Raw genomic sequence first — 26,643 nt, forward strand, 5'->3', positions numbered from 1 at the left:
GCCGCCGCCGTCAGCGGGGCCGCGACGCAGGCCGCGACCGCGGCGGCCGCCAGCCAGACCCGGCCCGCTCTCATGAAGCCACCTCCTCGCGTGCGGCCGTGGTCTCGGGCACGAGCTCGTAGTTCTCGTCGAGCACGGTGCCGCGGTGCGGCTTGTAGAGGTCGTAGCCGCGCGGGTTGCACTGCAGGCCGCCGTTGATGCAGTGCTCCACGAGCCGGCGGAGCACCTCGGGGTCCCAGGCGTTCACGAAGTCGTAGTGCCACGACTGGTCGGACCCGCTCACCAGCGCGACGTCGGACATGTCACCGCTGACGGGCCAGGCGATCTTGAACTCCAGCATCGGGACCGCGACGGGGTGGCTCATGGGGCACTGCCCGGCCTCGGGGTACGCCATGTGCGAGCCGTGGCCCATGTGGGCGGACTCCTCCGGGGTCAGGTGCATCCCGTCCCAGCAGCTCGGAGCCTGGTACCGGATGTTGAGCTGGGTGCCCTCGGGGCAGTACGCCGGGATCTCCCAGCTCTTGGAGATGTCGCCGCACTCCCAGCCCTCGACGGCGCCCGGCGCGGTGCGGAACTCCTCGACCGTGGCCATCATGTCGCCGGTCACGAACTGGAGTCCCTCCGGGAACGGCACCACGTCCTGGTAGTCGTCGATGCCCGACTTGTAGTAGACGGTCATCGGGATGTTCGGCTCGACCGGCACGCCGCCCTTGGTGATGGCGGGGAACCAGTAGGCCGAGTGGTCCTGCGGCACCGTGCAGGTGCTCTCCGGCATCGCGTTCAGGCTCGTCGGCGTGGTGAACGCGTCCGTCGACCGGTTGCCGATGAACGTGTGCAGGTGCGACCGGCCCGGCTGGTTCGGGTACACGATCGAGTCGTCGGGCAGGAAGTGCGAGAACTCGCAGTTCGCCTGGAACTCGTGGTGCGTCACCTCGTCACCGGGGAACGGCGGCGGGTCCTCCGGCCCGCCGGCCTCGCCGTCGCCGAACACCTGGAACTCCAGGAGCGAGTAGCCGTAGCCGGTGCCGCGGGCCGTGCCGACGAGCTGCACGTAGCGGCCGGTCGCGGTGATGTCGTAGACCTCGGTGCCGCCGGTCCCGGCGCCCTCGGTCACGACCGTGGTCCAGGTCTGCGCATCGGCGGAGACCTGGAGCGTGAACGCCGCGCCGTAGGCGGCCTCCCACTCCAGCGCGACGTGGTCCAGCGCGTACGACCGGCCCAGGTCGATCCGGATCCACTGGTCGTCCGTGGGGGCGCTGGCCCAGCGGGTGGTGCGGTCGCCGTCGACCGCGAACCGCGGCCCGAGGCCGCCGGACTCCGAGCTGGACGCGGCCGTGAGCGCGCCCTGCGAGAGGAGCGTGTTCGGCTCGGCGACGGCGGTGGTGGCGCCGATGGCGCCCGCCGCGCTCAGGGTCGAGGCGAGCAGTGCGGTGGCGGCCAGGCCGCCCAGTAGGCGAGGTCTGAGGCCGCCGGGTGTGCGGCCGCGGGACGTGGAGCGGTGTGGCGTGCTGAGTGCTGTGCGCATGGTTCCTCCTTTGGTGGTGGTGTGCCTTGCTGACCCGTCACTGCTCACTGCTGGTAGACGCCGACCTCGTACAGGGAGTAGCCCCACTCCGTGCCGCGCTCGGTGAGGTTGAGCCGCACGTACCGGCCCGTCCCGGCCACGTCCAGGCTGTCGACGCCGCCGTTGCCGCCCGTCACCGTGCGGACCGTCGTCCAGGTGTTGCCGTCGTTCGACGTCTGCACCTGGTAGGACTTGCCGTAGGCCGTCTCCCAGACGAGCTGCACGTGGTCGAACGACTGCACCGAGCCGAGGTCCACCTGGTACCAGGCGGTCGGGCCCCACTCGCTGGCCCAGCGTGTGGTGGCGTCGCCGTCGACGGCGCGGCCGGGCGTCCAGTCGCCGTTCCACGGGTCGAAGCTCGACGCCGTGGCGGTCTTGCCCCGCGCGATGTTCGTCCCGTCCACCGGGGGCGCGACGACGCGGAACGACCGGGTCTCCACGCCCACGTTGTCGTGGCCGTCCTCGGCGAACACGTAGACCTTCCAGACACCGAGCATCTCGGGCGCCGTGACCCGGAACGTGCCGGGAGCCGTCTGCGTGAACTGCGCCTGCGCGATGCCGCCGGCGTTGTTGACGTACTTGCTGTTCAGCATCACGTTGGCGTCGATCGGATCGCCGTCCGGGTCGGTGACGTCCACGTTGACCGTGAACTGCTCGCCCGCGGCGACCGCTGTCGCCCCGGGGACGGACATGGCGGTGATGCGCGGCGGGGTGTTCATCCCGGACGTGTCCACGCCCCAGGCCCGCGCGATCGAGTAGTAGCCGAGGCGCTTGTTGTCGCCCGGGAGGACGTTGAACCACACGCCGCCGAAGTCGCCCTCGATGCCGTAGTGGAAGAACGTGGCGCCCAGCGCGACGCCGTCGTGCTCCCGCAGGCAGCGCCATGAGTCCACGTACGCCTGCTCCTTCTCCAGGTCGGTGGGCTCGTCGGGTACGCCGTTCGCGTCGTCCGGCACCTCCCACTCACCGGCAGCGCCGCCCTCGGTGATGATGTACGGCCGGTCGTAGCCGCCGGCCTCCCAGGCCGCGGGCACGTTGCACAGGTCGCCGTACGCGTTGACCGAGAGCAGGTCCAGGTCCGGGGCGTTGCGCTCGAGGTACGGCCAGGCGCCGACCCACGCGTCGGTGCTGGTGGTCGGGTGCTTGGGGTCGGCCTGGTGCACGGCCACGCTGACCTCGTCGACGAAGGCCGCGTACGCGTTGCGGATCGCCTCCAGCTCGGTTCCCGAGTAGCAGTTCTGCAGGCCCAGGAGCGACTCGTTGCCGATGTTCCACATGAGCACGCCCGGGTGGTCCTTGTAGGCCGCGACCTGGTTGAGGATGTCGGCCTTCGTGGTCGTCTTGTAGCTCGTGTCCGTGCGGTAGTCGATGCAGCCGCCCGATCCCGGCCCGCCCCCGGGCAGGAGCCAGAAGCCCATCACCACGCGGACGTCGTGCGCCGCGGCCGAGTCGAGGAGCTGGCGGGTGTCCGCGCCGGTGCCCCACGTGCGGATCGTGTTGGCGCCCATGGCGGTGAGGGTCGGCATGTAGTGGTCGGCCGTGCTGAACGCCGGGCCCCACGTGAAGCCGCGGACCGTGTACGGCTGCCCGTCCACCTCCAGGTCCCAGTCGCCGTTGCCACCCACGACCTCGACGGTGCTGGCCCCCGAGTCCCGCACGGGGACGTTCGGGTGGCCCGGGTTCACGTAGCTCGGGTCGCCTGGGTTGCCGGGATCGGTGCTGCCGCCCGCCTCGCCGAAGACCCGCAGCTCCCACAGCGAGTTGCCGTACCCGCCCGAGCGGGCGGTGGACAGCAGCCGCACGTAGCGGGCGGTGCCGTCGACGTCGAAGGTGTCGGTGCCGCCGTCGCCCGAGGTGGTCGAGTACACGGTGGACCAGGACGACCCGTCGGCCGAGACCTGGAACTGGTAGCTCGTCGAGTACGCCGACTCCCAGACCAGCTCCACGTGGTCCAGCGTCGCGGAGCGGCCGAGGTCCACCCGGATCCACTGCGGGTCGCTGAACTCGCTGGCCCAGCGCGTGCCGAGGTCGCCGTCGACGGCGGCGCTCGCGGGCGTGTAGTCGGGGTTCTCCACGGAGGAGGCGGTGGCGGGCCGGCCCTGCGACAGCAGGACCGGCTCCGCCTGTGCCGAGGCGGCGGGCACGACGAGTGCCGCCGCGGCCAGCAGGCCGGTCGCCAGGGCGGCGGCCCCGGCGCGCGTGCCGCGCCCGAGCCTGGTCGCGCGTGCGCCGGGTGATCCGGTGGTGGTCATGGGTGTTCCTCTCCGTCCGCTCGTCGGCGGCCAGGTGCGGCGGCCGTGGCGCGGTTCGTCGTTGAGCCTGCGCTCGCGACGCTCCGGTGCGCCGCGAGTTGGGAGAGCGCTCTTACGCCGCCCATCCTTGACCCGTTCTTGGCGGAGCGTCAAGGGCTGGCCCGGGACACTTCACCTGCTGTTTCCTGTTTTTTCCTGCGTTTTGTCCCGTCAGGGCTGGCTTTGATCCGAACGCCGGACGGCGCGAGATCTGTCGCATCTCATCCGCACGGGTTCCTTCGGAGAGCGCTCTTACTCTGTTACCGTCGGCCTGTGAGCAAGGATCTGCGGCGTGCGGCGCCGACCCTGGAGGACGTGGCGAAGGTCGCCGGTGTCTCTCGCGCGACCGTTTCCCGGGTGATCAACGGCAAGCGCAAGGTGGCGCCCGCGGTCCAGGAGGTCGTGCTGGAGGCGGTCGCGGAGACCGGCTACGTGCCCAACCGGGCAGCGCGGTCCTTGGTCACCCGCCGCACGGGCACGGTGGCCGTCGTCATCTCGGGTGCGGACGCCGACCCCGAGGGCGAGCTCGACCTGTCCGGCGTCTTCTCGGACCCGTTCTTCGGCCGGGTGGTGGGCTCGCTCGTGCGGACCCTCCGGCCGCACGACGTGCACCCGGTGCTGATGTTCGCCGACGACGCGCAGACCCGGGGCCAGGTCACGTCGTACCTGCGGTTCGGCAACGCGGACGGTGCCCTGCTGGTCTCCACCTACGCGGACGACCCGCTCCCCGAGGAGCTCATCGGCACCGGCCGCCCCATCGTGCTGTTCGCGCGGCCGGGCCACGCGATCCCGGCGAGCTATGTGGACCTGGCCAACGCCGACGGCGCCCGTATGGCCGCGAACCACCTGCTCGACCGGGGCTGCAGCACGCTCGGCGTGATCTCCGGGCCGCTCGACGTCCCGTCCGCGCGCGACCGGCTCGACGGCTTCCGGGACGCGGCGGCCCGGCGCGGGCACGCCTTCGTCCCCAGCGTGGCGGGATCGTTCACGTTCGAGAGCGGGGAGTCGGCCATGGCCGAGCTGCTCGCCTCCGCGCCGGACCTCGACGGGGTCTTCGTCTCGAACGACCTCATGGCCCAGGGCGCCATCCACGTGCTCCAGACGCAGGGCCGCCGCGTCCCCGACGACGTCGCGATCGTCGGCTTCGACGACAGTCCCGTGGCCGTGCAGACCCGCCCCCGGCTGACGACGGTGCGGCAGCCCGTGGAGAAGATGGCGGAGGAGATGGCGCGGATGCTGCTGGAGCAGATCGACGCCGACGAGCCGGCCGTCCGCTCGGCGATCTTCGAGCCGATCCTGGTGGTCCGCGACTCGGCGTGACCTGACTTGTCACGTACGGGTCGCCCGTGTGGGAATCCCTCACGCCCCGCCTGGACGTACCTTGCTAGGTTCCTGAACAAATCGGCCGTCGGTGTCGACGACGGCCCAGGACCCGAAGCGAGGTGGTTCCCCGTGAGATCTCGTCGCGTACCGCTGTTTGTCGCAAGTCTTGTCGCCGCACTCCTGACGACAGGGGTCGTCGCAGTCCCCGGCTCGGCGGCCCCTGCCGCCGGCTCGGCAGCGCCTGCCGCGGTCGCCGACTGCAGCGCGCCCGCCTGGAGCAGCAGCGCCGTCTACGTCGGCGGCAACCTCGTCACGCACGCCGGCGCCTCGTGGCGTGCCAAGTGGTGGACCCAGGGCGAGACGCCCGGCACCACCGGTGAGTGGGGCGTCTGGGAGCGGGTCGGTACCTGCGACGGCGGCGAGCCGCCCGTCGACCCGCCCGGCACCGACGACTTCCCGGTCAGCCAGGCCCAGTTCAACTCGTTCTTCCCCAACCGGAACTCGTTCTACACCTACGCGGGTCTCGTCGACGCGCTCAGCGCCTACCCCGGGTTCGCCAACAGCGGCAGCGAGACCGTCCAGAAGCGTGAGGCTGCGGCGTTCCTCGCCAACGTGTCGCACGAGACCGGCGGCCTGGTCCACATCGTCGAGCAGAACACGGCGAACTACCCGCACTACTGCGACAGGAACCAGCCCTACGGCTGCCCGGCCGGCACCGATCAGTACTACGGCCGCGGACCGGTCCAGCTCAGCTGGAACTTCAACTACAAGGCCGCGGGCGACGCGCTCGGCATCGACCTGCTGAACAACCCCAGCCTGGTCTCGACCAACTCGGCGATCGCCTGGAAGACCGGCCTCTGGTACTGGAACACCCAGAACGGCCCGGGCACCATGACGCCGCACAACGCCATCGTGAACGGCGCCGGGTTCGGCGAGACCATCCGGAGCATCAACGGCTCCATCGAGTGCAACGGCGGCAACCCCGCCCAGGTCCAGAGCCGCGTGGACACCTATCTGCGGTTCACGAGCGCCCTGGGCGTGGACCCGGGCGGCAACCTCTACTGCTGACCCGCTGACCGGTCACCCGGTCTCGTTGACCACAGCACCTGCTGCCAGGGGTGCGGCAATTCCGGCAGCAGGTGCTGTGCTCAACGCCGTGGAGCAAGAAGGCGGGCGAGGAGAGCGCGGCGACTAGGTTCATCCAGGAGTGAGAAGGAAGCCGCCGCATGGCCTCGCCCGGGGCACACCCTAGACGTCAGGCCGGGACGAGGTCGAGCAGGTTCTGGGGCGTCACCACGCGGGAGCCCTCCGGCAGGTCCTCCGGGGCGTCGAGGCCGAGGTAGGTGACCGGCCCCGTGCCCCGCGGCAGCTCGTGGTGCACCTTCACGCCGTCGTCCCGCAGCAGGTCCACCAGGTAGCGCACCGTGAGGTACCGGCGCGCCGCGATGTCGCGCACCAGGGTCGTCGTGGTGACGCGGTGCTCCTCGACGGAGTTGAAGCTCGGCCGGCCGCGCAGGTTCAGGTGCAGCCAGAGCGCCTCCCAGCCGTCCTCGCCGCGCAGGAACGCCGCCGGGACCGACACCTGCCCCTGGCCCGTGAGGTCCGACTTCAGGCGCACCGTCGCCGGCTCGAACGGCAGCCCGGCCTGCGCCGCGTCGCGCGACATGAACCCGAAGAATCCCTCCGCGACCTGGTCGAACCGCTCGCCGGAGTACACGTGCACCTGGGGTACGACGACGGGCTGCCGGACCCGGGACAGGTTGACGTCGACGAGCTCGGTGGCGCCGTCCGGGGCCTCGGTGAGGTCGCCGGAGTGCACGAAGCCCTCGGCGCGCAGCCGGGTCCACGACACGTGCTCGGGGTCCGTGAACTCGCCGTTCAGCAGCAGGCAGGACAGGTCGAGGTCGGTGTCCGTGGCCCGCTGCCGCCAGTGCACGAAGAACCGCAGCAGCTCGCCGGTCACGCGGGTCCGCGAGCCGCGGGGCAACACCCCGGCACCCTCCGGCCGGGAGCGTGCGGACAGCGGCAGCGCCACGTCGAGGAGGTCCGGGTCGACCACCAGCTCGCCGGGCCGGGGGAACCGGCGGAGCACCTCGGCGTCGCAGGCCAGGGCCAGCGCCGTCAGGGCGTCCGTGGGCAGGTCCGCGCGGTCGTCGGGCATGGCCCACGCGCCGCCGTGGCGGTTCACGAAGACCCGTCGGCCGGTGCCCGGCCGCCCCGTGCCCGGCCGCCCGTCGGCGCGTCGCCGGTTCTCCAGGTGCTCGCGCAGGCCGAGGACGACCCGGCCGGACACCCCGGGCAGCGCCCGCCCGAGAGCGTCGGCCACGGCGGTCGCCTCGACGTCGTCCGCCGCCGAACGCAGCAGGTGGTCCGCACGCCGCACGAGCATGCCGGGCGCCGCGGCGAGCAGTCGCAGCGCCTCCGCCCGGGCACCCGAGGCGAGCGACCGCTCGACCCGGGCGGCCAGGGACGGCGCGTCCTCGTCGCCACGGGCGACGGCGAACACCCGGGCGGCCGACGACAGGCCCCGGTGCTCGTGCGGGTGCAGCCGCTCGCCGAGCCGCTTCCACGCCTCCCGGTGCGCCGCGACGTCGCCGAGCTTCGCGGGCGACGCCTCCACGACCGCGTCGAGCGCTCCGAGCAGCACGCGCCGGACGGGGCGCGGCAGCGACCGGAACCGGGTGGCGGTCTCCAGCGTCACGTCCCCGCCGGACAGCGCGCAGGCCAGCCGCAGGACGTCGGTGACCGTGTCGGCCTGGGGCTCGCGCCCGTACAGCACGTGCGTGGCGTTCACGATCGCGCGCGCCGACCGCACCGGCACCGTCGCGGGCTGTTCCATGCCACCGCAGTGCTGGGCCAGCAGCGCGAGCGCGGTGAGGTCGGCGTCGGACAGCGGGGTGGTGCTCCCCGCGAGGCGGAGGTAGAGGCGGTGGGCCTCCTCGTCGAGCGTGCCGCCGACGTCGAGCACCGTGCGCCGGTCGCCGAGGGCGGGCACGAACGCGTCGTGCGCCGCGACCATCTCCTCGTAGGTGTGCTGGTACCGGCCGTAGCGGGGGAGTGCGAGCAGGTCGACCTTCCCCTGACGCGCGAAGAGCGCGTCGGCGTCCGGGACCTCCTGCAGGGCGTCCCGGAGGCAGGAGACCCAGAATTTCAGCGTGTCGGGCACGTTGTGCGGGAAGTCCTGGAAGTACGTGTTGTGCTGCACGTGGGCGCCGAGAGCCTCGTGCACGACGGCGAGGGTCTGCACCGCCACCAGCCGCGCGTCCTGCGGCGACAGGGTGCCCAGGTAGCTCAGCAGCCGGCCCGACGCCTTGTAGCCCGAGGTCAGGAGCACGGCGTCGAACCGCCGGGCGACCGAGGCGGCGTCCCCGGTCGAGACCGCGGTGAGGGGGACGCGCCACGTCCGGCGGACGACCAGGTCGAAGATCTGCGCAGACATGACGCGCATCGTGGCACGGAACCGTGGTCGGGGCGGACAGGTTTCCCGTGCCACGATGGCTGTATGCCTCTCGCATCCCGGTACCTCGCAGCAGAGGACCGTTACGACACCATGCAGTACCGCCGCACCGGCCGCTCGGGTCTGGACCTGCCCGCGCTGTCCCTGGGGCTCTGGCACAACTTCGGCGACACCAGCCCGTTCGACACGCAGCGCGCCATCCTGCGCCGCGCGCTCGACCTGGGCGTCACGCACTTCGACCTGGCGAACAACTACGGCCCGTCCTACGGCGCGGCCGAGGCGAACTTCGGCCGGCACCTCGCCGCCGATCTCAGGCCCTACCGCGACGAGCTGATCCTCTCCACGAAGGCCGGCTACGACATGTGGCCCGGCCCCTACGGCGACAACGGCTCGCGCAAGTACCTGCTGGCCAGCCTCGACCAGTCGCTGACCCGCATGGGCGTGGACTACGTCGACGTCTTCTACCACCACCGGCCCGACCCCTCGACGCCGCTCGAGGAGACCATGGGTGCGCTCGCGTCGGCGGTCCAGCAGGGCAAGGCCCTGTACGTGGGCGTCTCCAACTACTCGCCGGCGCGCACGCGTGACGCCGCGCGGATCCTCGGCGAGCTGGGCGTCCCGCTGCTCATCCACCAGCCGTCCTACTCGATGTTCAACCGGCACATCGAGAACCCCGCCCACGAGGACGGGTACGACGGCACGCAGAGCGAGTCGCTGCTCGACGTCGTGGGCGAGCTGGGCGTCGGGACCATCGTGTTCTCCCCGCTGCAGCAGGGCCTGCTGACCAGCAAGTACCTCGCCGGCGAGGCCCCGGCCGGGTCCCGTGCGGCCCGCTCCGACTCGCCGTTCCTCTCGGACCGGGCCCTCACCGGGGACTACCTGGGCCGCGCCAAGGCGCTCAACGAGATCGCTGCGGGCCGCGGGCAGACGCTCGCGCAGCTCGCGCTCGCCTGGGTGCTGCGGGACGAGCGTGTGACGTCGGCCCTCATCGGCGCGTCGTCCGTGGCGCAGCTCGAGGACAACGTCGCGGCGCTCGCGGCGGGGCCCCTCACGGCGGACGAGGTCGCGGCGATCGAGCCCCTGGCGCGCCCGCTGGGCTGACCCGGCCGGCGCGGTCGCTCGACGCCGCCCGCCCCGGGCACCTCGCCCGGGGCGGGCGGCGTCGGCAGCTCCACACCCCGTGTTCCGCCGCACTTCACGGGGCCGTCGCGCCGAATCGACCGGCGCGGCGGACGATGGGGGAGTCCGCCGCTCGACGGGGAGGGGTACTGGGGTACTGCACTCGTGAGAAGGAGCACCAGCGTGACCGAAACCAAGTCCGCGATCGTCGTCGGGGCCGGCATGGTCGGCCTGTCCACCGCCTGGCACCTGCAGGAACGCGGCGTGGAGGTGACGGTCCTCGACCGGCACGGCGTCGCCGCCGGCTCCTCCTGGGGCAACGCCGGCTGGCTCACCCCGGGCATGGCGATGCCGCTGGCCGACCCGTCGCTCTGGGCCTACGGCCCGAAGGCGATGCTCGACCCCGACGCCGCCCTCAGCGTCCCCTTCCGGTTCGACCGGGCGCTCTGGGGCTTCCTCGCCCGGTTCATGGCCCACGCGACGCCCGGCGCGTGGCAGCGCGCGATGGCGGCCCTCACCCCGATCGACCGCATGGCGCTCGAGGCCTACGACGAGCTGGAGGCCGGGGGCGTGCACGCCACCTCGCACGCCAGCCCCTGGGTGGTCGGGTTCGAGCGGGAGCGGGAGTCGCGGCCGTTCGTGCACGAGCTGCGGGCGGTGGCGAAGGCGGGCCAGAAGATCGCGCTGTCCCGGGTGCCCGACGGCGTCCGCGTGCCGCACCTCACCAGGGCCCTCCAGTCGCTCTGGACCCTGGAGGGTCAGCGGTACATCGAGCCGGGACCGTACGTGGAGGCGCTGGCGACGTCGGTCAGCGCGCGGGGCGCGAAGGTGCTCACGGACGCCCGGGTCACGGCCGTCCGGCCGATGCCGGGCGGCGGCGCCGAGGTCGAGGTGGCCGGCCGCGACGCACTCCGGGCGGACGCCGTCGTGGTCGCCACGGGCGCGTGGCTCCCGGACCTGACCCGGCAGCTCGGCGTGCGCACCCGGGTGCAGGCGGGACGGGGTTACTCGTTCAGCGCGCCCGTGACCGGCCCGCCGATCGACCACCCGGTCTACTTCCCGGCGCGCCGCGTGGCCTGCACCCCGTACCAGGGGCGGCTGCGGATCGCGGGGACTATGGAGTTCCGCGGGCCCGACGAGCCCTTCCAGCCCCGGCGCATCGAGGCCATCGTGAACTCGGTCCGCGGCCTCTTCGAGGGCGTCGACCTCGACTCCCGCGAAGACGAGTGGGTGGGTTCCCGGCCGGTGACGCCGGACGGTCTGCCCCTCGTGGGCCGGACGGCGGCCCCCGGCGTCTTCGCTGCCGGCGGCCACGGCATGTGGGGCATGGTGCTGGGCCCCGCGACCGGCCGAGCACTGGCGACGCTGATCACGACGGGTGCCACGCCGGAGGAGATCCGGCCGTTCGACCCGCTGCGCTGACCCCGGGCGCGCGGGTCAGCGATCCGCGCGCCCGGCCAGCCGGTCGAGCCCGTCGAGGATCAGGTCGAGACCGAACTCGAACTCGGTCTGGTCGTCGCACCAGCCCAGGGTGGCGCCCGGCTCGTCGTGGGCGACCTCGGCGAGCATCTCGACCATGTGCGGCACCTGGTCGGCCATCTGCTGGAGCAGCGCGGTGGCCTCGTCGTCCGCGCCCTCGCGCGCACCACCGCCGGCGGCCGAGCCCGCGGTCGCCCCGTCGGGCTCGAAGAGCTCCTGGGAGAACCCGAACGCCCGGCTGCCCAGGGCGTGCATCGCGTGGTGCACCAGGTCCCACGAGAAGCCGCCGTGGCGCATCAGCCCCAGGAGCGAGTCGCAGTACCGGACGATGTGCAGGCTGAACGACGTCCGCGTCTCCAGGACGGTCGACGCCCAGGGGTGGCGCAGCAGCACCGCGCGCGCCGTGAGGATCTGCCGGCGCATCGCGGGCTTCCAGCCGGACGGCGGCGCGTCGTCCGGCAGGGGGTCGAGCAGGGCCACCGCGTCCTGGATCTCCGCCGCCACGACGTCCACCACGCCGTCGAGCAGGTCCTCCTTGCTGGCGACGTGGTGGTAGAGCGACATCGCCTCGATGCCGAGCTCGCGGGCCAGGCTGCGCATGGTGAGGGCCCCGAGGCCGTCCCGGTCGGCCAGGGCCACCGCCGACTCCAGGACCCGGGCACGGGTCAGGGTGGTGCGTGGTGGCGTGCCGGTCGTCTGCGGGGAAGTCATGGTCTCGCGATCCTACGTCCGCCGACCCTTGACGGGGCCTCGTGACGGTCCTACCTTACGTCGTAAGGCTTACGCCGTAAGTCTCGTCCGGAAGGCGGAGCGTCATGTGGACCTGGATCCTGTGGGTGGTGGGGACTCTCCTCGTGCTGGGGCTCGCCGCGTTCGCGGCGTTGGTGCTGGTCATGCGGAGCAAGAACCGGCGCGGGCTCGGTGTCGTCCGGCGGTTCAACCGGCGGGTCACCAACCGAGGCGCGCTGCGGGACGCGGGGGAGCCCGGTGCGTCGGCCGCGCTCGTCCGGCACGTCGGCCGCCGGTCCGGGGCGTCGTACTCGACGCCGATCGGGGTGTACCCGATGGACGGCGACTTTCTCGTGTACCTCCCGTACGGCCGGGCCGTGGACTGGCTGCGCAACATCCAGGCCGCGGGCACGGCGGAGCTGCGGGTCGACGGGCACGAGCACACGGTGACGCCGCAGCTCGTCGAGCCGGGCCGGGCGCTGCCCTACCTGTCGGGGGCGGACCGGCGGGTCGCGCGGCTGTTCGGGGTCACCGACTTTCTCGCGCTGCGACGGGTGGGGCCGGGCTCGGGCGACGCGGCGTCCAGGGCTGCCGCCGCGGACCAGGACGGATCGGCCGCCGCCCGCGACGGAGCGGGCGGCGCGCAGTGAGGGCCGTGGTCCGCGACCGGTACGGTCCGGTGGACGTCCTGCGGGTCGCCGCCGTCGAGCAGCCCGAGCCGGGCCCGGGCGAGGCGGTCGTCCGGGTCGCGGCCGCCTCGCTGAACACGGCGGACCTCGACCACCTGCTCGGCCGCCCGCGGGTCGCCCGCGTGGCCACGGGCCTGGTGCGGCCGACGAACCGGCGTGTCGGCCTCGATGTCGCCGGGACGGTCGAGCGGGTCGGGCCCGATGTGACGAGCCTGCGGGCGGGCGACCGCGTCTGGGCCGACCTCTTCGACAGCGGGCACGGCGCGCTGGCCGACCGGGTGTGCGTCCCGGCGTCGGCCCTCTCGCCGCTCCCGGAGCACATCTCGTTCGAGCACGCCGCCACCGCGCCGCACTCGGGTTCGCTCGCGCTCCAGGGCCTGCGCGCCGCCGGGCCGGTCCGGCCGGGCGAGCGCGTGCTGGTCAACGGCGCGGGTGGCTGCGTGGGACCGTTCGCGGTGCAGATCGCGAAGGCTCGGGGCGCGGAGGTCACCGCCGTCGACCACGGTGACAAGCTGGCCTTCCTCCGGGAGCTGGGCGCGGACGAGGTGATCGACCATCGCCACGAGGACATCACGCGTTCCGGCCGGCGGTTCGACGTGGTGCTGGACATCGCCGACACCCGGTCCGTCGTGGCGGTTCGCCGGTGCCTGGCCCCGGGCGGCCGGTACGTGCTGATCGCCCGGCGGATGGGCTCCTTCGCGGAGAAGGCGCTGCTCGGCCCGGTGGTCGGCGCGCTGACCGGCACGCGGATCGGCACCTTCGCCTGGCACCCGAACCGCCGCGCCGACCTGGCCGAGCTGGCAGGGCTGCTCGCCTCCGGCGCCGTGCGGCCCAGGATCGACCGCCGCTACAGCCTCGACGACGCGGTCGAGGCCCTCCGCCGGCTCGCCTCGGGTGAGGCGAGCGGCAAGGTCCTGGTGGTCCCGTAGGCGGGCCGCCGTCGAACGTAGGGCTGTTCGCTCCATGAGCCCTGTTCGGCCGACGAAGCCTACGTCCGGCGTCCGTGGCTCAGGACGGTGGCAGGATCGGGCGCATGACGCAACGCCGCATCCTCATCCTCTCCGGCCGTGGACGTTACGAGGATCCCTGGCACGACCATGCGGCGACGTCGCACACGGCAGCCGGGATCCTCGGTGAGCTGGGGGCCGTCGAGGTGCGCGGCCTGTTCCGGGACGCGCTGGACGACCTGGACTCCGTGGACATCCTGGTCGTCAACGGCGGCACGGGCCGCCGGGACGCCGACTTCGACGGTTCCGACGACGACTGGCTCCCTTTTCACGACCGGCTGTCCGCCTGGGCGCGGGCCGGGGGCGCCGTGCTCGGGCTGCACCAGGCGGCGAACACCTTCTACGACGCGCCCGACTGGGAGGCGGTGCTCGGCGGGCGCTGGATCCCCGGCGAGTCGATGCACCCGCCGATCGGCACCGCCCGCTTCGAGCTGACGGTCGGCCACCCCCTCACCGAGGGCCTGAGCGTGGTCGAGGCCTTCGACGAGCGCTACTGCCGTCTCCGCGTCGCCGCGGACACGCGCGTGCTCGGCACCACCCTGGACGACGACGGCGCCCCGCACCCGGTCCTGTGGGCCAACGAGGCGCACGGCGGCCGCAGCGTGTACTCCGGGCTCGGCCACGACGTCCGCTCGTTCGACTCGGCGGGGCACCAGGAGCTGCTGCGCCGCGCCGCTTCCTGGCTGCTGTCGTAGCACGGACGGTGCTACCTCTGGTCCAGGAATTGTCACCCAGGGTAGGATCAAGGGTATGAAGGTGAGTGTGAGTATTCCGGAACAGGACCTGCGGTTCCTGGATGACTACGTGGTGGACAACGGGCTCGGCTCGCGTTCCGCCGGTGTCCACGAGGCGATCGGTGCCCTTCGGCAGATGGCGCTCACGCTGGAGGCCGAGCAGGCGATCTCGGAGTGGTACGACTCGGGTGAGGCCGAGGTCTGGGACGCGACGGTCGCCGACGGCCTGGAGTCCGATGTATCGCGGTGAGGTCTGGTACGCGGATCTCGACCCGGTACGCGGCTCCGAGGCGAACAAGGTCCGACCGGTCGTCATCGTGTCGAACGACGCCTACAACGCGGCGGCCCGGCGACTGGGCCGTGGCGTCCTGACCGTCGTGCCGCTGACGAGCAACGTGAAGCGCGTGCTCTCGTTCCAGGTGCTCGTCTCGAAGCGGGGCTCCGGGCTCGCGGTCGACTCCAAGGCGCAGGCGGAGCAGGTGCGGGCGGTCGACATGGGGCGCCTGGTCAATCGGGTCGGCAAGCTGTCCTCCGATGAGGCGGCGGCGCTCGACGAAGCCCTGCTGGTGCACCTCGGCATCTCCTGAGCCGCTTGACCTCAACCGTTGTTGAGGTTGTTGGCTGGGCCGCATGGAGATCATCAGCATCGACACGGTGACCCGCTCGATCGCCGAGACGGCCGCGTACTACGAGACGGTCCTCGGGCTCCCGGTCAGCAAGGAGATCGGCGCGGTCGAGGTCACCGCCGGGCGCACGGTCCTGCGCTTCCGCGAGGACGCCGACGCCACGGGCGACCAGCACTACGCGTTCCTGATCGACGACGCGCGGTTCGACGCCGCCCGCGCGTTCCTGACGGCGGGACCCGGTCTGCTGAGCGAGGGCGACCGCACGGAGTTCGAGGCGCAGGACGCCTGGAACGCGCGGTCACTGTACTTCCCGGGACCGGACCGCTCCGTCCTGGAAGTCATCGCGCGCCGTGATCTCCCCCGAGACCTGGGTGCCGGGCCCGGCGCGGGTGCGAAGGCCTCGAGCCCGCACGTGCCCGGCACCCAGCCTGACCCGTTCGGGCCGGGCGACCTGCTGTCCGTGAGCGAGGTGGGCATCGCGGTGCCCGACGTCGTGGACACCGCCGACCGGCTCACCGAGGCCGGGATCGGCCGCTACCCGGCCGGGTCGGCGACGTTCAGCCCGGCGGGGCACATCGACGGCATGCTGATCCTCGTCAGCGTGGGCCGCACGTGGTTCCCGACGTCGGACCGCGTCGTGGGCGAGCCGCCTGTCGCCGTCGTCGCCCAGGCGGGGCCGGCGAGCCCGGGCGTGATGCCGGGGCGGTACGAGCTGGCCCCGGGCCGGGTGCTGGTGGTGCGGGCGTAGCCGAGGCTCACGCCCCCTCGGCGAACCCCGCCTGGCGCCACACCTCGTACACCGCGATCGACGCCGCGTTGGTCAGGTTGAGCGACCGGCGGCCGGGCAGCATCGGGATCCGCAGCTCGTCGGTGACGCGGGGGTGCTCGAGCGCCTCGGGCGGCAGTCCGGTGGGCTCCGGGCCGAACAGCAGCACGTCGCCCGGCCGGTACTCGACGTCGGTGAAGCGCGTGGTCGCACGCGTGGTGAACGCGAACACCCGGGCCTCGGGCAGCGCGTCGAGGGCGGCGTCGAGCGACGGGTGCACGTCCATGACGGCGAGGTCGTGGTAGTCGAGGCCGGCGCGCTTCAGCTTGGCCTCCGACAGGTCGAAGCCCAGGGGCTCCACGAGGTGCAGCCGCGCCCCGGTCACGGCGGCGAGCCGGATCGCGGAGCCGGTGTTCCCGGGGATGCGGGGCTCGAAGTACACGATGTGAGCCAGGGGGTTCTCGGGCATGGGGGCGTCAGGCTGGTGCGGCACGGGTCCATTCTCGCTGCCGGACGGCACGGCGGCGTCCGGCGCCGTCGAGCGGGTGCCGGCCCTTGCCCGCCGTCGGACGCCCGCATACCCTGGGCGCATGACGCACGGGCTGAACTGGTGGCGGCTGCACCCGCAGCCGTGACCTGACGCGCCCACCCGCACAGAAGTCCCGAGCTGCTCGCCGCAGCCCGGGACTTTTCTGTGCCCGACGTCGTGCGCGGGCGGCTCCCTGACCAAGGAGACCCAGCATGTCCGTGACCCTGCCGCCCGAGGCGGCCCCGACGTCGTCCGCCCCCGGCGCACTCCTCGACCTCGAAGCTGCCCGCGAGAAGCGCAGCGCCACCCGCTCCGCCGAGGCGGCGCGCGAGCGCACCGCCGTCCTGGAGGGCCTGATCGCCCGGAACCCGGGGGAGTACCGGGTGCTGACCGGCGACCGCCCCACCGGAGCCCTCCACCTGGGGCACCTGATGGGCACGGTCGCCAACCGCGTGCGCCTGCAGGACCTGGGCGTCGAGGTGTTCCTCATCGTCGCCGACTACCAGGTCATCACCGACCGCGACGACTCCGGCGACCTGCCGGCCACGGTCCGGGAGGTGCTGCTCGACTACCTCGCGGCGGGCCTGGACCCCGACCGCAGCACCGTCTTCACGCACTCGGCGGTGCCGGCCCTCAACCAGCTCCTGCTGCCGTTCCTGTCGCTGGTCACGGTGGCCGAGCTGGAGCGCAACCCCACGGTGAAGTCGGAGGCGGAGGCGGCCGTGCTGCGGCAGCGCCGCGGCATCTCCGGCCTGCTGCTCACCTACCCGGTCCACCAGGCCGCCGACATCCTGTTCTGCCACGGCAACCTCGTGCCGGTCGGCGTGGACCAGCTGCCGCACCTGGAGATCACCCGGACCGTGGCACGGCGGTTCAACCAGCGGTACTGCGCCACGCGGCCGTACTTCCCCGAACCGGACGCCCTCATCGCGCCCTCGACCACCGTGCTCGGCAGCGACGGCCGCCGGATGTCCAAGTCGCGGGGCAACGCGCTGGAGCTGCGGGCCTCGGAGGACGACACCGCGACGTTCTTCAGGCGCGCCCGGACCGACGCCGAGCGCACCATCACCTACGAGCCGGAGCAGCGGCCGGAGATCGCGAACCTGCTCCAGATCGGCGCCTCCTTCACCGGCACCTCGCCGGAGGCGCTCGCCGACGAGGTGGGTGCGGCCGGCGCGGGGCGCCTCAAGGCGGTGGTCACCGAGGCCGTCGTGGAGGGCCTGCGCCCCCTCCGTGCCCGACGGCGGGAGCTCGCCTCCGCGGGGCCCCGGCACCTGGACGAGGTGCTCGCCCGGGGCAACGCGCGGGCGAACGAGATCGCGGAGCGCACCCTGGACGACGTCCGCGATCTGATGGGGATGCGCTACTGAGTCCACAGGCCTGTGGACGAACAGGCCTGTGGACAAAGGAGATCCCCGGCCGGGATGCCTCAATAACCCGGCCGGGGAAATCTGTTCGGACGGCCGACGGCGCGACGGGTAGCCACCCGAGAAGGTCGCGCCGTCAGCCGGCCGAGATCATCGGGCCAGACGCTCCCGCAGGGCGTCGAGCTGGGCGCGCAGCGCCGCCGGCGTGTGGTCGCCGAACCGGTCGAAGAACTCCTCGGTCAGGTCGGCCTCGTCCTGCCACGGCGTGGTCGGCACGTCGAAGAGGGCCGCCATGTCGGCGTCCGGCACGTCGATGCCGTCCAGGTTCAGGGTGCCGGGCGCGGGCAGGCTGCCCACCGGCGTGGCCACGGAGGTGTCCTCGCGCAGGCCGCGGCCGGCCTCGACCTGGCCCACGATCCACTCGATCACGCGCGAGTTCTCGCCGAACCCGGGCCACAGGAAGCGGCCGTCCTCGCCGCGGCGGAACCAGTTGACCTGGAAGATCCGGGGGCGCCTGGACTCCTCGATGCCCGCGCCGACCTCCAGCCAGTGCGCCCAGTGGTCGGCCATGTTGTAGCCGCAGAACGGGAGCATCGCGAAGGGGTCGCGGCGCAGCTCGCCGAGCGCGCCCTCGGCGGCGGCCGTGCGCTCCGAGGAGATCGTGGCGCCCATGAACACGCCGTGCTCCCAGCCGAAGGACTCCGCGACGAGCGGCACGTTGCTGGCGCGGCGGCCGCCGAACACGATCGCGTCGACGGGCACGCCCGCCGGGTCCTCCCAGGTGTCCGCGATGGTGGGGCACTGGGCGGCGGACACGGTGAAGCGGGAGTTCGGGTGGGCCGCGGGCGTCTCGGAGTCCGGCGTCCAGTCGTTGCCCTGCCAGTCGGTCAGGTGCGCCGGCGGCTCGGCCGTGAGGCCCTCCCACCAGACGTCGCCGTCGTCGGTCAGCGCGACGTTCGTGAAGATGGTGTCGCGGTCGAACGTGGCCACGGCGGTCGGGTTGGTGTCGATGCCGGTACCGGGTGCGACGCCGAAGAAGCCGGCCTCGGGGTTGATGGCGCGCAGCGTCCCGTCCGGGCCGGGGCGCATCCACACGATGTCGTCGCCGAGGGTCTCGACCTTCCAGCCCGGGATCGTGGGCTGCAGCATCGCGAGGTTCGTCTTGCCGCAGGCGCTCGGGAAGGCGGCGGCCAGGTGGTACTGGCGCTGCTCGGGCGAGGTGATGCGGATCAGCAGCATGTGCTCGGCGAGCCAGCCCTCGTCGCGCGCCATCGCCGAGGCGATGCGCAGCGCGAAGCACTTCTTGCCGAGCAGGGCGTTGCCGCCGTAGCCGGAGCCGTACGACCAGATCTCGCGGCTCTCCGGGAAGTGCACGATGTACTTGGTGTCGCTGCACGGCCAGGCCACGTCCGCCTCGCCCTCGGCCAGGGGCGCGCCCACCGAGTGCACGGCGGGGACCCACTGCTGGCCGGCGTCGATCAGGCGCAGGATCTCGTCCGAGACCCGGGTCATGACGTGCATCGAGACGACGACGTACGGGGAGTCGGTGAGCTCGATGCCCACCTGCGAGATGGGTCCGCCCACGGGGCCCATCGAGAACGGCACCACGTACATGGTGCGGCCCTTCATGGAGCCCTCGAAGACACCCTTCAGCTCGGTGCGCATGTCGGCCGGGGCCACCCAGTTGTTGGTGGGGCCGGCGTCCTCCTCGTCCTGCGAGCAGATGAAGGTGCGCGACTCGACGCGGGCGACGTCGGCGGGGTTGGAGCGCGCCAGGTACGAGCCCGGCCGCTTCTCCTGGTTCAGCGCGACGAGCGTGCCCGCGGCCAGCATCTGGTCGATGAGACGCTGCTTCTCCTCGGCGGAGCCGTCGCACCAGACGATCTCGTCCGGCTGCGTGAGCTCGGCGACGCGGGCGACCCAGTCGCGCACGTCCAGGTCTCCGGCGGGCGGGATGCCGTTCGCGGCCGTGGACGCCGAGGTGTCTGCCGTGGTGGAGTCCTGGCCGATGGTCACGTCGGCCACGAGCTCGGCGACGAGCCGGGTTCGGCGGGGGTTCGCGAGGACGGACATGTGCGCTCCGATCGTCAGACTGCGGGCCACGGTGGCGGGCTTGTTTCCACCTTCACGTGCGGATCGCCCCGAATTCCAGTCCATGGGCTGTCAAGAATCGCCGATCTTCACGTAGTGTGAAGGAGCGGGTTCCTGCTGGCCCGTCCTGGGCAGCGACCGGGTGAAGCGACCACGAGCGGAGGGCGACATGCCTGCCGGAGGCGAGCCGACGTCGTCGGGCACCGAGACGGACCTGATCACCCTCGGCCGCCGGATCCGGCACCTGCGCACCGCGCGGGGGCTCACGCTGGACGCGCTCGGCGAGAAGGTCGGCTCCGCGCCGAGCCTGCTCTCGCTCGTGGAGAACGGCCGCCGCGAACCGCGGCTCGGGCTGCTGCGCTCGATCGCCGAGGCGTTCGGCGTGCCGATGAGCGAGCTGCTCAGCGCCGAGCCGCCGTCGCGCAGGGCCGCTCTGGAGATCGCGCTCGACCGGGCGCAGCGTGGACCCCTGTTCACCACCCTGGGCGTGCCCGCGGTCAAGCCCAGCCAGAAGCTGCCGATGCCGGTCCTGGAGCAGCTGGTGGGCCTGCACGACGAGCTGGCCCGGCGCGAGCAGATGGCGATCGCCACCCCCGAGGAGGCGCGGCGGGCCAACACCGAGCTGCGCCTGGAGCGGGAGGCCCGCGACAACCACTACCCGCAGTTCGAGGCCGTCGCGGAGCAGATGGTCAAGGCCGCCGGGTACACGGGCGGCGCGCTGACCCACCGCACGGTGGCGCGGATGGCGGAGCAGATGGGCTTCACGTTGCTGCACGTGGGCGACCTGCCCCGGTCCGCCCGCTCGGTGACCGACCTGCGCAACGGGCGCATCTACCTGCCCCCGGCGTCGACCCCGGGCGGGCACGGCCTGCGGTCGCTCGCGCTGCAGGCGCTGGCGCACCGCGTGCTGGAGCACGACCGGCCGCGTTCGTACGGCGAGTTCCTGCGGCAGCGCGTCGAGATCACGTACTTCGCCGCCGCCTGCCTGGTACCGCAGTTCGTGGCCGTGCCGTTCCTCCAGGAGCGCAAGCGGGAGCACGACCTCGCGGTCGAGGACTTCCGTGACGCCTTCGGCATCACGCACGAGGCGGCCGCGATGCGGCTCACCAACCTCGCGACGCACCACCTCGGCATCCCGCTGCACTTCCTGCGCGTGGGGGCCGACGGCGCGCTGTTCCGCGGCTACGCGAACGACGGCCTGCCGTTCCCGCAGGACGTCACGGGCGCCATCGAGGGGCAGCTCATCTGCCGGCGCTGGGCGGCGCGCGAGGCGTTCGAGCGCCGCGACCGCGCCACCGAGTTCTACCAGTACACCGACACCCCGGCCGGGACGTTCTGGTGCTCCACCCAGACGGGGTCGACGTCGCCCGCGGGCGGGCCGGACGGCGGTTCGGGCGCCTTCTCGATCACCGTCGGGGTGCCGTACGCGCACGCGAAGTGGTTCCGCGGGCGGGACACGCAGGTGCGGCGCGTCTCGACGTGCCCGGACCCGGCGTGCTGCCAGCGCCCGTCGCCGGAGCTGACCGACCGCTGGTCGGGCGAGGCCTGGCCGTCGGGGCGCATGCACCAGCAGATCCTCGCGGCCCTGCCGCGGGGCGCGTTCCCCGGTGTGGACGACGCCGAGGTGTACGCGTTCCTGGACAAGCACGCCCCGGAGTGACGCACGTATGACCCCTCCGTCGAGTCCGGACGCCGTCGCCGGGTTAGCGTAGGCGACCGTGGCATCGAACCTGGCTTGCATCGGACTGGACGTCTGGCGACGTAGCGAATTTCGCGACCTGGTGGCTTCGGCTCGCGCCGAGGCGGAGACCATCGCCAAGGACGGTGAGGTCGGCGTGCACATCTGGACCGACGTGTCCGGTGCCCGCCTGATCATCACCACCGAGGGCGACCTGGTGCGGGTGGTCACGCCCACGTTCTACGCCGCGCCCGGCGCCATCCTCTCCGAGCCGCAGGCGGTCGACGGCGGGCTGGTGCTCGCCGAGCTCGTGAACCAGCACGACGAGGTCATCACCGAGATCGCCTGCCAGCTCGAGGAGCTCGCCCTGCTGGGCACCGCGGAGGCGCCGGTCACGGGTCCGGCGTCGATCGTCGTGCTCGGCAACTCCGTCCAGGTGATCGGGCGGGCCGACGCCGCGGTGTCCGGCCTGGTCTTCGAGCCCACCGGCGCGTACGCCGCGTCCACGGACGCCGTCGCGCACCTGACCGGCGTGGTGCTCGCGATCGAGCAGCGCTCCGTCGCCCGCACCGGCCAGGACTTCACCGCCGCCCGCGTGCAGACCGACGGCTTCCAGGTGACCCTCTGCCACCCGGCGGGCCGGCCCGGCCTGACCCCGGGGGACGTCGTCGAGGTGGACGGGTACGTGGTCGCCTCGCTGCCGGGGCTGCGCTGACGGCTGCTTGGTGCCGGCTCCTCCCCGCCGGCTCCGCTCCTTCGAGACCCAAGTTTTCTTCGCTTTGCGGCCGCTCAAAGCCAAGAAACTTAGGTCTCGAAGGAGAGGGCGGGCGAAGGGGAGGGGCGAAGTGCAGCCCGTCCAGAACCCGGCGGCGGTCTACTCCGCCGATGTCAGCGGGCCGCCCCGGGCGTCCAGGCGGTCCAGCAGCCTGGGCAGGACGTCGCCGAGCCGCAGCCCGTCGTGCTCGAACTCGTTGGTGACCCACGGCTCGACGTTGCCCACGTGGGCCGCCGTCTCCAGCGAGAGGGACGCGTCGACGAACATGTCGTCGAAGTACACGGCGGCCTCGACCGGGATCTCGTTGTCCGCGAGCCGGTGCAGGTCGTACAGGTCGCCCCAGTCCTGCCGCCGGGCGAGGGCGTCGGCCGCCGCCTCGAACGGTCGCAGCGCGCTGATCTCGGAGAACATCCAGGGGTAGATCATCTCGCCGGTCAGCAGCAGCGGCCGGGCGTCCTCGCCGAACGCCGGGTCGGCGTCGCGCACGGACTGGGCCGCCCACGCGGTGGGGCCTGTGTGGGACTGGGCGTAGATCGACTCGTGCAGCAGCGCGTACAGCGGGTTGGTGGCGAACGACGTCTCGGCCCCGACCGTCGCGCGGAACGTGTCGCTGAGCGGGCCGCCGTGCGGGGAGTCGAACGCCTCGTCGACGATCCAGTGCACGCGCTCGAACCCGGGCTGCATGCCGAAGTCCATGCCGAGCGTCTGGAACCGCCGCACGGTGAGCGGGTCGCCGCCGGGCTCCGTCACGCCGCCGGCCGCGAGGCGGTCGACGATCCGGCCGAGGGTCTTGGTGACGTGCGGGTAGCGCGCGCGGAACCGCTCGTTCTTGGCCACCACGCGCGGCTGGGTGCGCTCGTAGACCTCCCGGGCCGACGCCGTCAGGCTCGGCAGGCCGCCGGTCACGAGGCTCGCGTTCAGGCCCTCGGGCGCGAACGACAGGTACGTCATGGTGATGAAGCCGCCGTACGACTGGCCCAGCGAGGTCCAGCGCCGGCCGCCGAAGAGCGTCTTCCGGACGTGCTCGGCGTCGTGCACGATGTTGTCGGCGCGGAAGTGCGTGAGGTACTCCGCCTGCTCCTCGGGCGTGCCGAGGGCGTTCAGCGCCTCCGCCCGGACGGCGCTGGACCGCCCGGTGCCGCGCTGGTCGAGGAGCACCACGCGGAACCGCTTCAGCGCCGTGCCCACCCAGCCGTCCGGGCCGGTGGGGCGGGGACCCTTGCCGCCCGGGCCGCCCTGGAGGAACACGAGGAGCGGCAGGTCCTCGGTGCGGCGGGTGGGGTCGACGAGCTCCCGGGCGAAGACGGAGATCGTGGGGGACCCGTCGGGCTGGGACCAGTCGAGCGGGACGTCGACGGAGTGGTCGGTGACATGGACACCGGGGAGCGTGTAGCTGATGGGCACGGGCCGAGCCTACGACCGCACGCTCCGCCAGTGCAGCGCCTCGTCCGCGATATTGATTGCATTAGTGGAGTGTGCGCTCTAATAATTGGGCCATGACGACCACCGAGGTACGCCAGCCCCCCGCGCTCCCGCTCGTGCTGGGCCTCGCCGTGCTCGCGCTCGGCCTCGTGCTCGGCTGGTTCGCCGCACCGCTGGCGGGCGGGATCGCCGGGCTGATCGATGCGACGCCGCTGCCCGTACCGCGGCTGCTCACGCTGATCGAGTCGCTCCCCCTGCCCTGGACGCTCGGCATCCTGGGCGGGCTCGGCCTGGTGGGTGGCGGCTTCATCGCCTTCATGACGGTGGGGGAGGCGCCGCAGCTCACCGTCGCCGACGACCACCTCGAGCACAGGCAGGAGGAGCGCGAGGTGTGGATCGAGCGGTCCGACGTCGGCGCGGCGTTCCGGGACGGGGAAGACCTGGTGCTGCTGCGGCCCGACGGCGGCCTGCGCGCCCGCCTCGACGCCGACACCCTGTCGGCGGCGCGGGTGCGCGAGGCGCTGACCGGGCACGGCTGGCCCTGGCGGGACGCCGACCCGCACGAGCAGCTGTTCGAGCGCTGGGTGGACGGCCGCCCGGGGTTCACGGCCGCCGAGCACGAGGCGCTCCGCCGTCGGCTGGAGGAGCGCAAGGACGCCGTCGCCCGCCGCCAGGCGGACGAGGACCTGGCCGCGCTCCGCCTGGTGGCCCGCGTCCGGGACGACCGGATCCAGGTGCGCCGGACGGCGTCCGCGGAGGGTGCCCGTGGCGCGGACCGTTGATCCCGCACGCCACGAGGCGCGCCGGCTGGTCATCATCGACGCCGCGCTCACCGTCTTCGCGGAGCGGGGCTACGACGGCACCACCACCGCGGCGATCTGCCGGCAGGCGGGGATCGGGTCGGGCACGTTCTTCCACTACTTCCCGACCAAGCTGGAGCTCCTGCTCGCGATCCTGACGCTCGGCATCCAGGAGGTGCGCCACGCCGAGGCGCGGTACGCGGACCGCACGGACGCCCTCGGCGTCGTGCTCGACATCGTCCGGCAGGGCGCCGACGACGCCGCGGACCCCCGGATGCCCGGCTTCGTGCGCGCGGTCGGCGGCGTCATGCACCTGCCCGACGTCGCTGCCAAGCTCGACGAAGACACCCACGCCCAGCAGGAGCTGATCCGGCCCTGGGTTGAGCGGGCCCAGCGGGCCGGCGAGATCCGGACGGACCTGACCCCGGACCGGATCACCTCGTGGCTGTACCTCCTGACCGACGGATTCCTGGGGCGAGTGGCGGTCGACGAGGGGTTCACGGCGCAGGGCGAGAAGGCGACGCTCGTGGAGACGGCGCGCCGGTTCCTGGCTCCCTGACGTCTGCCCCGGAACGTGTCAGACGCCCAGGTCACCTTCGGTGGCCTGAGCGTCTGACAGGGGTGGTGAGATCAGCCGATGTCGGCGTCGACCCAGTCGAACGTCTTCGTCACGGCCTTCTTCCAGCTCCGGTAGAGCCGGTCCCGCTCGCCCTCCTCCACGGAGGGCGTCCAGCGCCGGTCCTCCGCCCAGTTCGCGGTGACGTCGGACTCGCCCTTCCAGAAGCCGACGGCGATACCCGCGGCGTACGCGGCGCCGAGCGCCGTGGTCTCCGCGACGACGGGCCGGACGACGGGAACGCCGAGCTGGTCGGCCTGGAACTGCATCAGCAGCTCGTTGGCGACCATGCCGCCGTCGACCTTGAGCTCGGTGAGGTCAACGCCGGAGTCGGCACGCATGGCGTCCATGACCTCGCGGGTCTGGAACGCCGTGGCCTCCAGCGCGGCCCGCGCGATGTGGTTCCGGTTGACGTACCGGGTCAGCCCCACCAGCGCACCGCGCGCGTCGGGCCGCCAGTACGGCGCGAACAGGCCGGAGAAGGCCGGCACGAAGTAGGCGCCGCCGTTGTCCTCGACCTTGCGGGCGAGCCACTCGATGTCCTCCGAGTCGGTGAACATCCCCAGGTTGTCGCGGAGCCACTGCACGAGCGAGCCCGTGACGGCGATGGAGCCCTCGAGCGCGTAGATCGCTGCCGCGTCGCCGATCTTGTAGCAGACCGTGGTGAGCAGGCCGTTCTCGGACGGGACCTTCTCCGTGCCCGTGTTGAGCAGCATGAAGTTGCCGGTGCCGTACGTGTTCTTGGCCGTACCGACCTCGAAGCACGCCTGCCCGAACGTCGCGGCCTGCTGGTCACCGAGGATGCCTGCGATGGGCACGCCGGGCACCATGCCCCGGGGCCGCCCCGTGCCGTAGACCTCGGACGAGGAGCGGATCTCGGGCAGCATCGACAGCGGGATGCCCATGTCCGCCGCGATGTCCTCGCGCCAGGACAGCGTGTCGAGGTCCATCAGCATGGTGCGGGACGCGTTCGTGACGTCGGTGACGTGCACGCCGCCGTCGACGCCGCCGGTCATGTTCCACAGCACCCACGCGTCGGTGTTGCCGAACAGCAGGTCGCCGCGGTCGGCCGCCTCCCGCGCTCCCTCCACGTTGTCGAGGATCCACTTCACCTTGGGGCCGGAGAAGTAGGTGGCGAGCGGCAGGCCGACGATCGCCTTGTACTTGTCGGCGCCCTCGGACCCGCCGAGCTCGTCGACGATCGCCTGGGTGCGGGTGTCCTGCCAGACGATCGCGTTGTAGACCGGCTTGCCCGTCGTCTTGTCCCACACCACGGTGGTCTCGCGCTGGTTGGTGATGCCCACCGCCGCGAGGTCGGTGTGGTTGATGTTCGCCTTGGTCAGCGCGAGGCCGACGACCTGCCGGGTGTTGTCCCAGATCTGTTCCGGCTGGTGCTCCACCCAGCCGGCCTTGGGGAAGATCTGGTCGTGCTCGAGCTGGCCGGAGGACACGATGGTCCCGGCGTGGTTGAAGACGATCGCCCGGGTGCTCGTGGTGCCCTGGTCGATCGCGAGTACGTAGTCAGCCATCGGAGTTGACTCCCTTGTCTGTTTCGAGGTCTGCGTGTTTGCGGCTCAGGCT

General features: G+C 72.6%; 23 protein-coding genes. 15 read left to right on the forward strand and 8 right to left on the reverse strand.

Annotated elements, in window-relative coordinates; translation table 11 throughout:
* Positions 1-70 precede the first annotated feature (70 nt).
* Together QRN56_RS01880 and QRN56_RS01885 are read right to left on the reverse strand one after the other, a co-directional pair.
* Entirely contained in the window at positions 71-1,525 is a 1,455-nt protein-coding gene (locus QRN56_RS01880) for a DUF1996 domain-containing protein (RefSeq protein WP_285100771.1), read from the reverse strand.
* Positions 1,526-1,569: 44 nt separating this feature from the next.
* Positions 1,570-3,816: a discoidin domain-containing protein gene (locus QRN56_RS01885; protein WP_285100772.1), complete on the reverse strand. Its 2,247-nt coding sequence runs from the start codon at positions 3,814-3,816 to the stop codon at positions 1,570-1,572.
* Positions 3,817-4,128: 312 nt separating this feature from the next.
* Between QRN56_RS01885 and QRN56_RS01890 the strand changes: the two genes are divergently transcribed.
* Positions 4,129-5,175, forward strand: a complete 1,047-nt coding sequence (locus QRN56_RS01890; RefSeq protein WP_285100773.1) for a LacI family DNA-binding transcriptional regulator — start codon at positions 4,129-4,131, stop codon at positions 5,173-5,175.
* A 132-nt stretch (positions 5,176-5,307) separates the two neighbouring features.
* Positions 5,308-6,246, forward strand: a complete 939-nt coding sequence (locus QRN56_RS01895) for a glycoside hydrolase family 19 protein (protein ID WP_285100774.1) — start codon at positions 5,308-5,310, stop codon at positions 6,244-6,246.
* A gap of 187 nt (positions 6,247-6,433) precedes the next feature.
* Here the strand turns inward: QRN56_RS01895 and QRN56_RS01900 are convergent, their stop codons facing one another.
* Complete coding sequence (locus QRN56_RS01900) at positions 6,434-8,617, reverse strand: TerD family protein (RefSeq protein ID WP_285100775.1); 2,184 nt, start codon at positions 8,615-8,617, stop codon at positions 6,434-6,436.
* A 63-nt stretch (positions 8,618-8,680) separates the two neighbouring features.
* On the opposite strand from QRN56_RS01900, the gene QRN56_RS01905 reads away from it, so the two are divergent.
* Entirely contained in the window at positions 8,681-9,736 is a 1,056-nt protein-coding gene (locus tag QRN56_RS01905; protein WP_285100776.1) for an aldo/keto reductase, read from the forward strand.
* Between the two features lie 201 nt (positions 9,737-9,937).
* The gene (locus tag QRN56_RS01910; protein ID WP_285100777.1) at positions 9,938-11,176 is read left to right on the forward strand and encodes an NAD(P)/FAD-dependent oxidoreductase; all 1,239 of its coding nucleotides are present in this window, start codon (positions 9,938-9,940) and stop codon (positions 11,174-11,176) included.
* Between the two features lie 15 nt (positions 11,177-11,191).
* Here QRN56_RS01910 and QRN56_RS01915 read toward each other — a convergent pair whose 3' ends face one another.
* Complete coding sequence (locus tag QRN56_RS01915; RefSeq protein WP_285100778.1) at positions 11,192-11,944, reverse strand: TetR/AcrR family transcriptional regulator; 753 nt, start codon at positions 11,942-11,944, stop codon at positions 11,192-11,194.
* 104 nt (positions 11,945-12,048) lie between these two features.
* On the opposite strand from QRN56_RS01915, the gene QRN56_RS01920 reads away from it, so the two are divergent.
* The 6 genes from QRN56_RS01920 to QRN56_RS01945 all read left to right on the forward strand — a co-directional run bounded on the left by QRN56_RS01920 (position 12,049) and on the right by QRN56_RS01945 (position 15,766).
* Entirely contained in the window at positions 12,049-12,612 is a 564-nt protein-coding gene (locus QRN56_RS01920; protein WP_285100779.1) for a nitroreductase family deazaflavin-dependent oxidoreductase, read from the forward strand.
* Positions 12,609-13,580 (forward strand): NAD(P)-dependent alcohol dehydrogenase, encoded by a 972-nt coding sequence (locus tag QRN56_RS01925; protein WP_285100780.1) that lies wholly within the window; start codon positions 12,609-12,611, stop codon positions 13,578-13,580. The genes QRN56_RS01920 and QRN56_RS01925 overlap by 4 nt, the downstream gene beginning before the upstream one ends.
* A gap of 104 nt (positions 13,581-13,684) precedes the next feature.
* The gene (locus QRN56_RS01930; protein WP_285100781.1) at positions 13,685-14,353 is read left to right on the forward strand and encodes a ThuA domain-containing protein; all 669 of its coding nucleotides are present in this window, start codon (positions 13,685-13,687) and stop codon (positions 14,351-14,353) included.
* A gap of 67 nt (positions 14,354-14,420) precedes the next feature.
* Complete coding sequence (locus QRN56_RS01935) at positions 14,421-14,642, forward strand: antitoxin (protein ID WP_285100782.1); 222 nt, start codon at positions 14,421-14,423, stop codon at positions 14,640-14,642.
* Entirely contained in the window at positions 14,629-14,979 is a 351-nt protein-coding gene (locus QRN56_RS01940) for a type II toxin-antitoxin system PemK/MazF family toxin (RefSeq protein ID WP_285100783.1), read from the forward strand. Before QRN56_RS01935 ends, QRN56_RS01940 begins: the two co-directional genes overlap by 14 nt.
* A gap of 43 nt (positions 14,980-15,022) precedes the next feature.
* A complete protein-coding gene (locus QRN56_RS01945; RefSeq protein ID WP_285100784.1) occupies positions 15,023-15,766 on the forward strand; it encodes a VOC family protein in 744 nt (247 codons plus the stop codon).
* A 7-nt stretch (positions 15,767-15,773) separates the two neighbouring features.
* On the opposite strand, the gene QRN56_RS01950 is transcribed toward QRN56_RS01945, so the two are convergent.
* On the reverse strand, positions 15,774-16,253 hold the full coding sequence (locus tag QRN56_RS01950) for a tRNA (cytidine(34)-2'-O)-methyltransferase (protein WP_285100785.1): 480 nt from the start codon (positions 16,251-16,253) through the stop codon (positions 15,774-15,776).
* A 272-nt stretch (positions 16,254-16,525) separates the two neighbouring features.
* Between QRN56_RS01950 and trpS the strand changes: the two genes are divergently transcribed.
* On the forward strand, positions 16,526-17,683 hold the full coding sequence (trpS, locus tag QRN56_RS01955; protein ID WP_285100786.1) for a tryptophan--tRNA ligase: 1,158 nt from the start codon (positions 16,526-16,528) through the stop codon (positions 17,681-17,683).
* A 147-nt stretch (positions 17,684-17,830) separates the two neighbouring features.
* On the opposite strand, the gene QRN56_RS01960 is transcribed toward trpS, so the two are convergent.
* Positions 17,831-19,753: a phosphoenolpyruvate carboxykinase (GTP) gene (locus tag QRN56_RS01960; RefSeq protein ID WP_285100787.1), complete on the reverse strand. Its 1,923-nt coding sequence runs from the start codon at positions 19,751-19,753 to the stop codon at positions 17,831-17,833.
* 187 nt (positions 19,754-19,940) lie between these two features.
* On the opposite strand from QRN56_RS01960, the gene QRN56_RS01965 reads away from it, so the two are divergent.
* Positions 19,941-21,431, forward strand: coding sequence for a helix-turn-helix transcriptional regulator (locus QRN56_RS01965; RefSeq protein WP_285100788.1), 1,491 nt, complete (start codon positions 19,941-19,943; stop codon positions 21,429-21,431).
* Between the two features lie 121 nt (positions 21,432-21,552).
* Positions 21,553-22,164, forward strand: a complete 612-nt coding sequence (locus tag QRN56_RS01970) for a hypothetical protein (protein ID WP_285100789.1) — start codon at positions 21,553-21,555, stop codon at positions 22,162-22,164.
* Positions 22,165-22,323: 159 nt separating this feature from the next.
* Here QRN56_RS01970 and QRN56_RS01975 read toward each other — a convergent pair whose 3' ends face one another.
* Positions 22,324-23,628: an alpha/beta fold hydrolase gene (locus tag QRN56_RS01975; RefSeq protein WP_285100790.1), complete on the reverse strand. Its 1,305-nt coding sequence runs from the start codon at positions 23,626-23,628 to the stop codon at positions 22,324-22,326.
* Between the two features lie 92 nt (positions 23,629-23,720).
* Here QRN56_RS01975 and QRN56_RS01980 point away from each other — a divergent pair, with 92 nt between their 5' ends.
* On the forward strand, positions 23,721-24,428 hold the full coding sequence (locus tag QRN56_RS01980) for a YqeB family protein (RefSeq protein ID WP_285100791.1): 708 nt from the start codon (positions 23,721-23,723) through the stop codon (positions 24,426-24,428).
* On the forward strand, positions 24,412-25,005 hold the full coding sequence (locus tag QRN56_RS01985) for a TetR/AcrR family transcriptional regulator (RefSeq protein ID WP_285100792.1): 594 nt from the start codon (positions 24,412-24,414) through the stop codon (positions 25,003-25,005). The genes QRN56_RS01980 and QRN56_RS01985 overlap by 17 nt, the downstream gene beginning before the upstream one ends.
* Before the next feature lie 71 nt (positions 25,006-25,076).
* Here the strand turns inward: QRN56_RS01985 and glpK are convergent, their stop codons facing one another.
* Positions 25,077-26,591, reverse strand: a complete 1,515-nt coding sequence (gene glpK, locus QRN56_RS01990; RefSeq protein WP_285100793.1) for a glycerol kinase GlpK — start codon at positions 26,589-26,591, stop codon at positions 25,077-25,079.
* Positions 26,592-26,643 lie beyond the last annotated feature (52 nt).

Origin of the sequence: Promicromonospora sp. MEB111 (assembly GCF_030209445.1) — a bacterium.
Taxonomy (GTDB): domain Bacteria; phylum Actinomycetota; class Actinomycetes; order Actinomycetales; family Cellulomonadaceae; genus Promicromonospora.

Excerpts from the sequence above, each read along its gene's own strand:
- QRN56_RS01880 (WP_285100771.1), bottom strand. The coding sequence starts at position 1,525 with ATGCGCACAGCACTCAGCACGCCACACCGCTCCACGTCCCGCGGCCGC.
- QRN56_RS01885 (WP_285100772.1), bottom strand. The coding sequence starts at position 3,816 with ATGACCACCACCGGATCACCCGGCGCACGCGCGACCAGGCTCGGGCGC.
- QRN56_RS01900 (WP_285100775.1), bottom strand. The coding sequence starts at position 8,617 with ATGTCTGCGCAGATCTTCGACCTGGTCGTCCGCCGGACGTGGCGCGTC.
- QRN56_RS01905 (WP_285100776.1), top strand. The coding sequence starts at position 8,681 with ATGCCTCTCGCATCCCGGTACCTCGCAGCAGAGGACCGTTACGACACC.
- QRN56_RS01915 (WP_285100778.1), bottom strand. The coding sequence starts at position 11,944 with ATGACTTCCCCGCAGACGACCGGCACGCCACCACGCACCACCCTGACC.
- QRN56_RS01920 (WP_285100779.1), top strand. The coding sequence starts at position 12,049 with ATGTGGACCTGGATCCTGTGGGTGGTGGGGACTCTCCTCGTGCTGGGG.
- QRN56_RS01930 (WP_285100781.1), top strand. The coding sequence starts at position 13,685 with ATGACGCAACGCCGCATCCTCATCCTCTCCGGCCGTGGACGTTACGAG.
- QRN56_RS01940 (WP_285100783.1), top strand. The coding sequence starts at position 14,629 with ATGTATCGCGGTGAGGTCTGGTACGCGGATCTCGACCCGGTACGCGGC.
- QRN56_RS01945 (WP_285100784.1), top strand. The coding sequence starts at position 15,023 with ATGGAGATCATCAGCATCGACACGGTGACCCGCTCGATCGCCGAGACG.
- QRN56_RS01950 (WP_285100785.1), bottom strand. The coding sequence starts at position 16,253 with ATGCCCGAGAACCCCCTGGCTCACATCGTGTACTTCGAGCCCCGCATC.
- trpS (WP_285100786.1), top strand. The coding sequence starts at position 16,526 with ATGTCCGTGACCCTGCCGCCCGAGGCGGCCCCGACGTCGTCCGCCCCC.
- QRN56_RS01960 (WP_285100787.1), bottom strand. The coding sequence starts at position 19,753 with ATGTCCGTCCTCGCGAACCCCCGCCGAACCCGGCTCGTCGCCGAGCTC.
- QRN56_RS01965 (WP_285100788.1), top strand. The coding sequence starts at position 19,941 with ATGCCTGCCGGAGGCGAGCCGACGTCGTCGGGCACCGAGACGGACCTG.
- QRN56_RS01980 (WP_285100791.1), top strand. The coding sequence starts at position 23,721 with ATGACGACCACCGAGGTACGCCAGCCCCCCGCGCTCCCGCTCGTGCTG.
- glpK (WP_285100793.1), bottom strand. The coding sequence starts at position 26,591 with ATGGCTGACTACGTACTCGCGATCGACCAGGGCACCACGAGCACCCGG.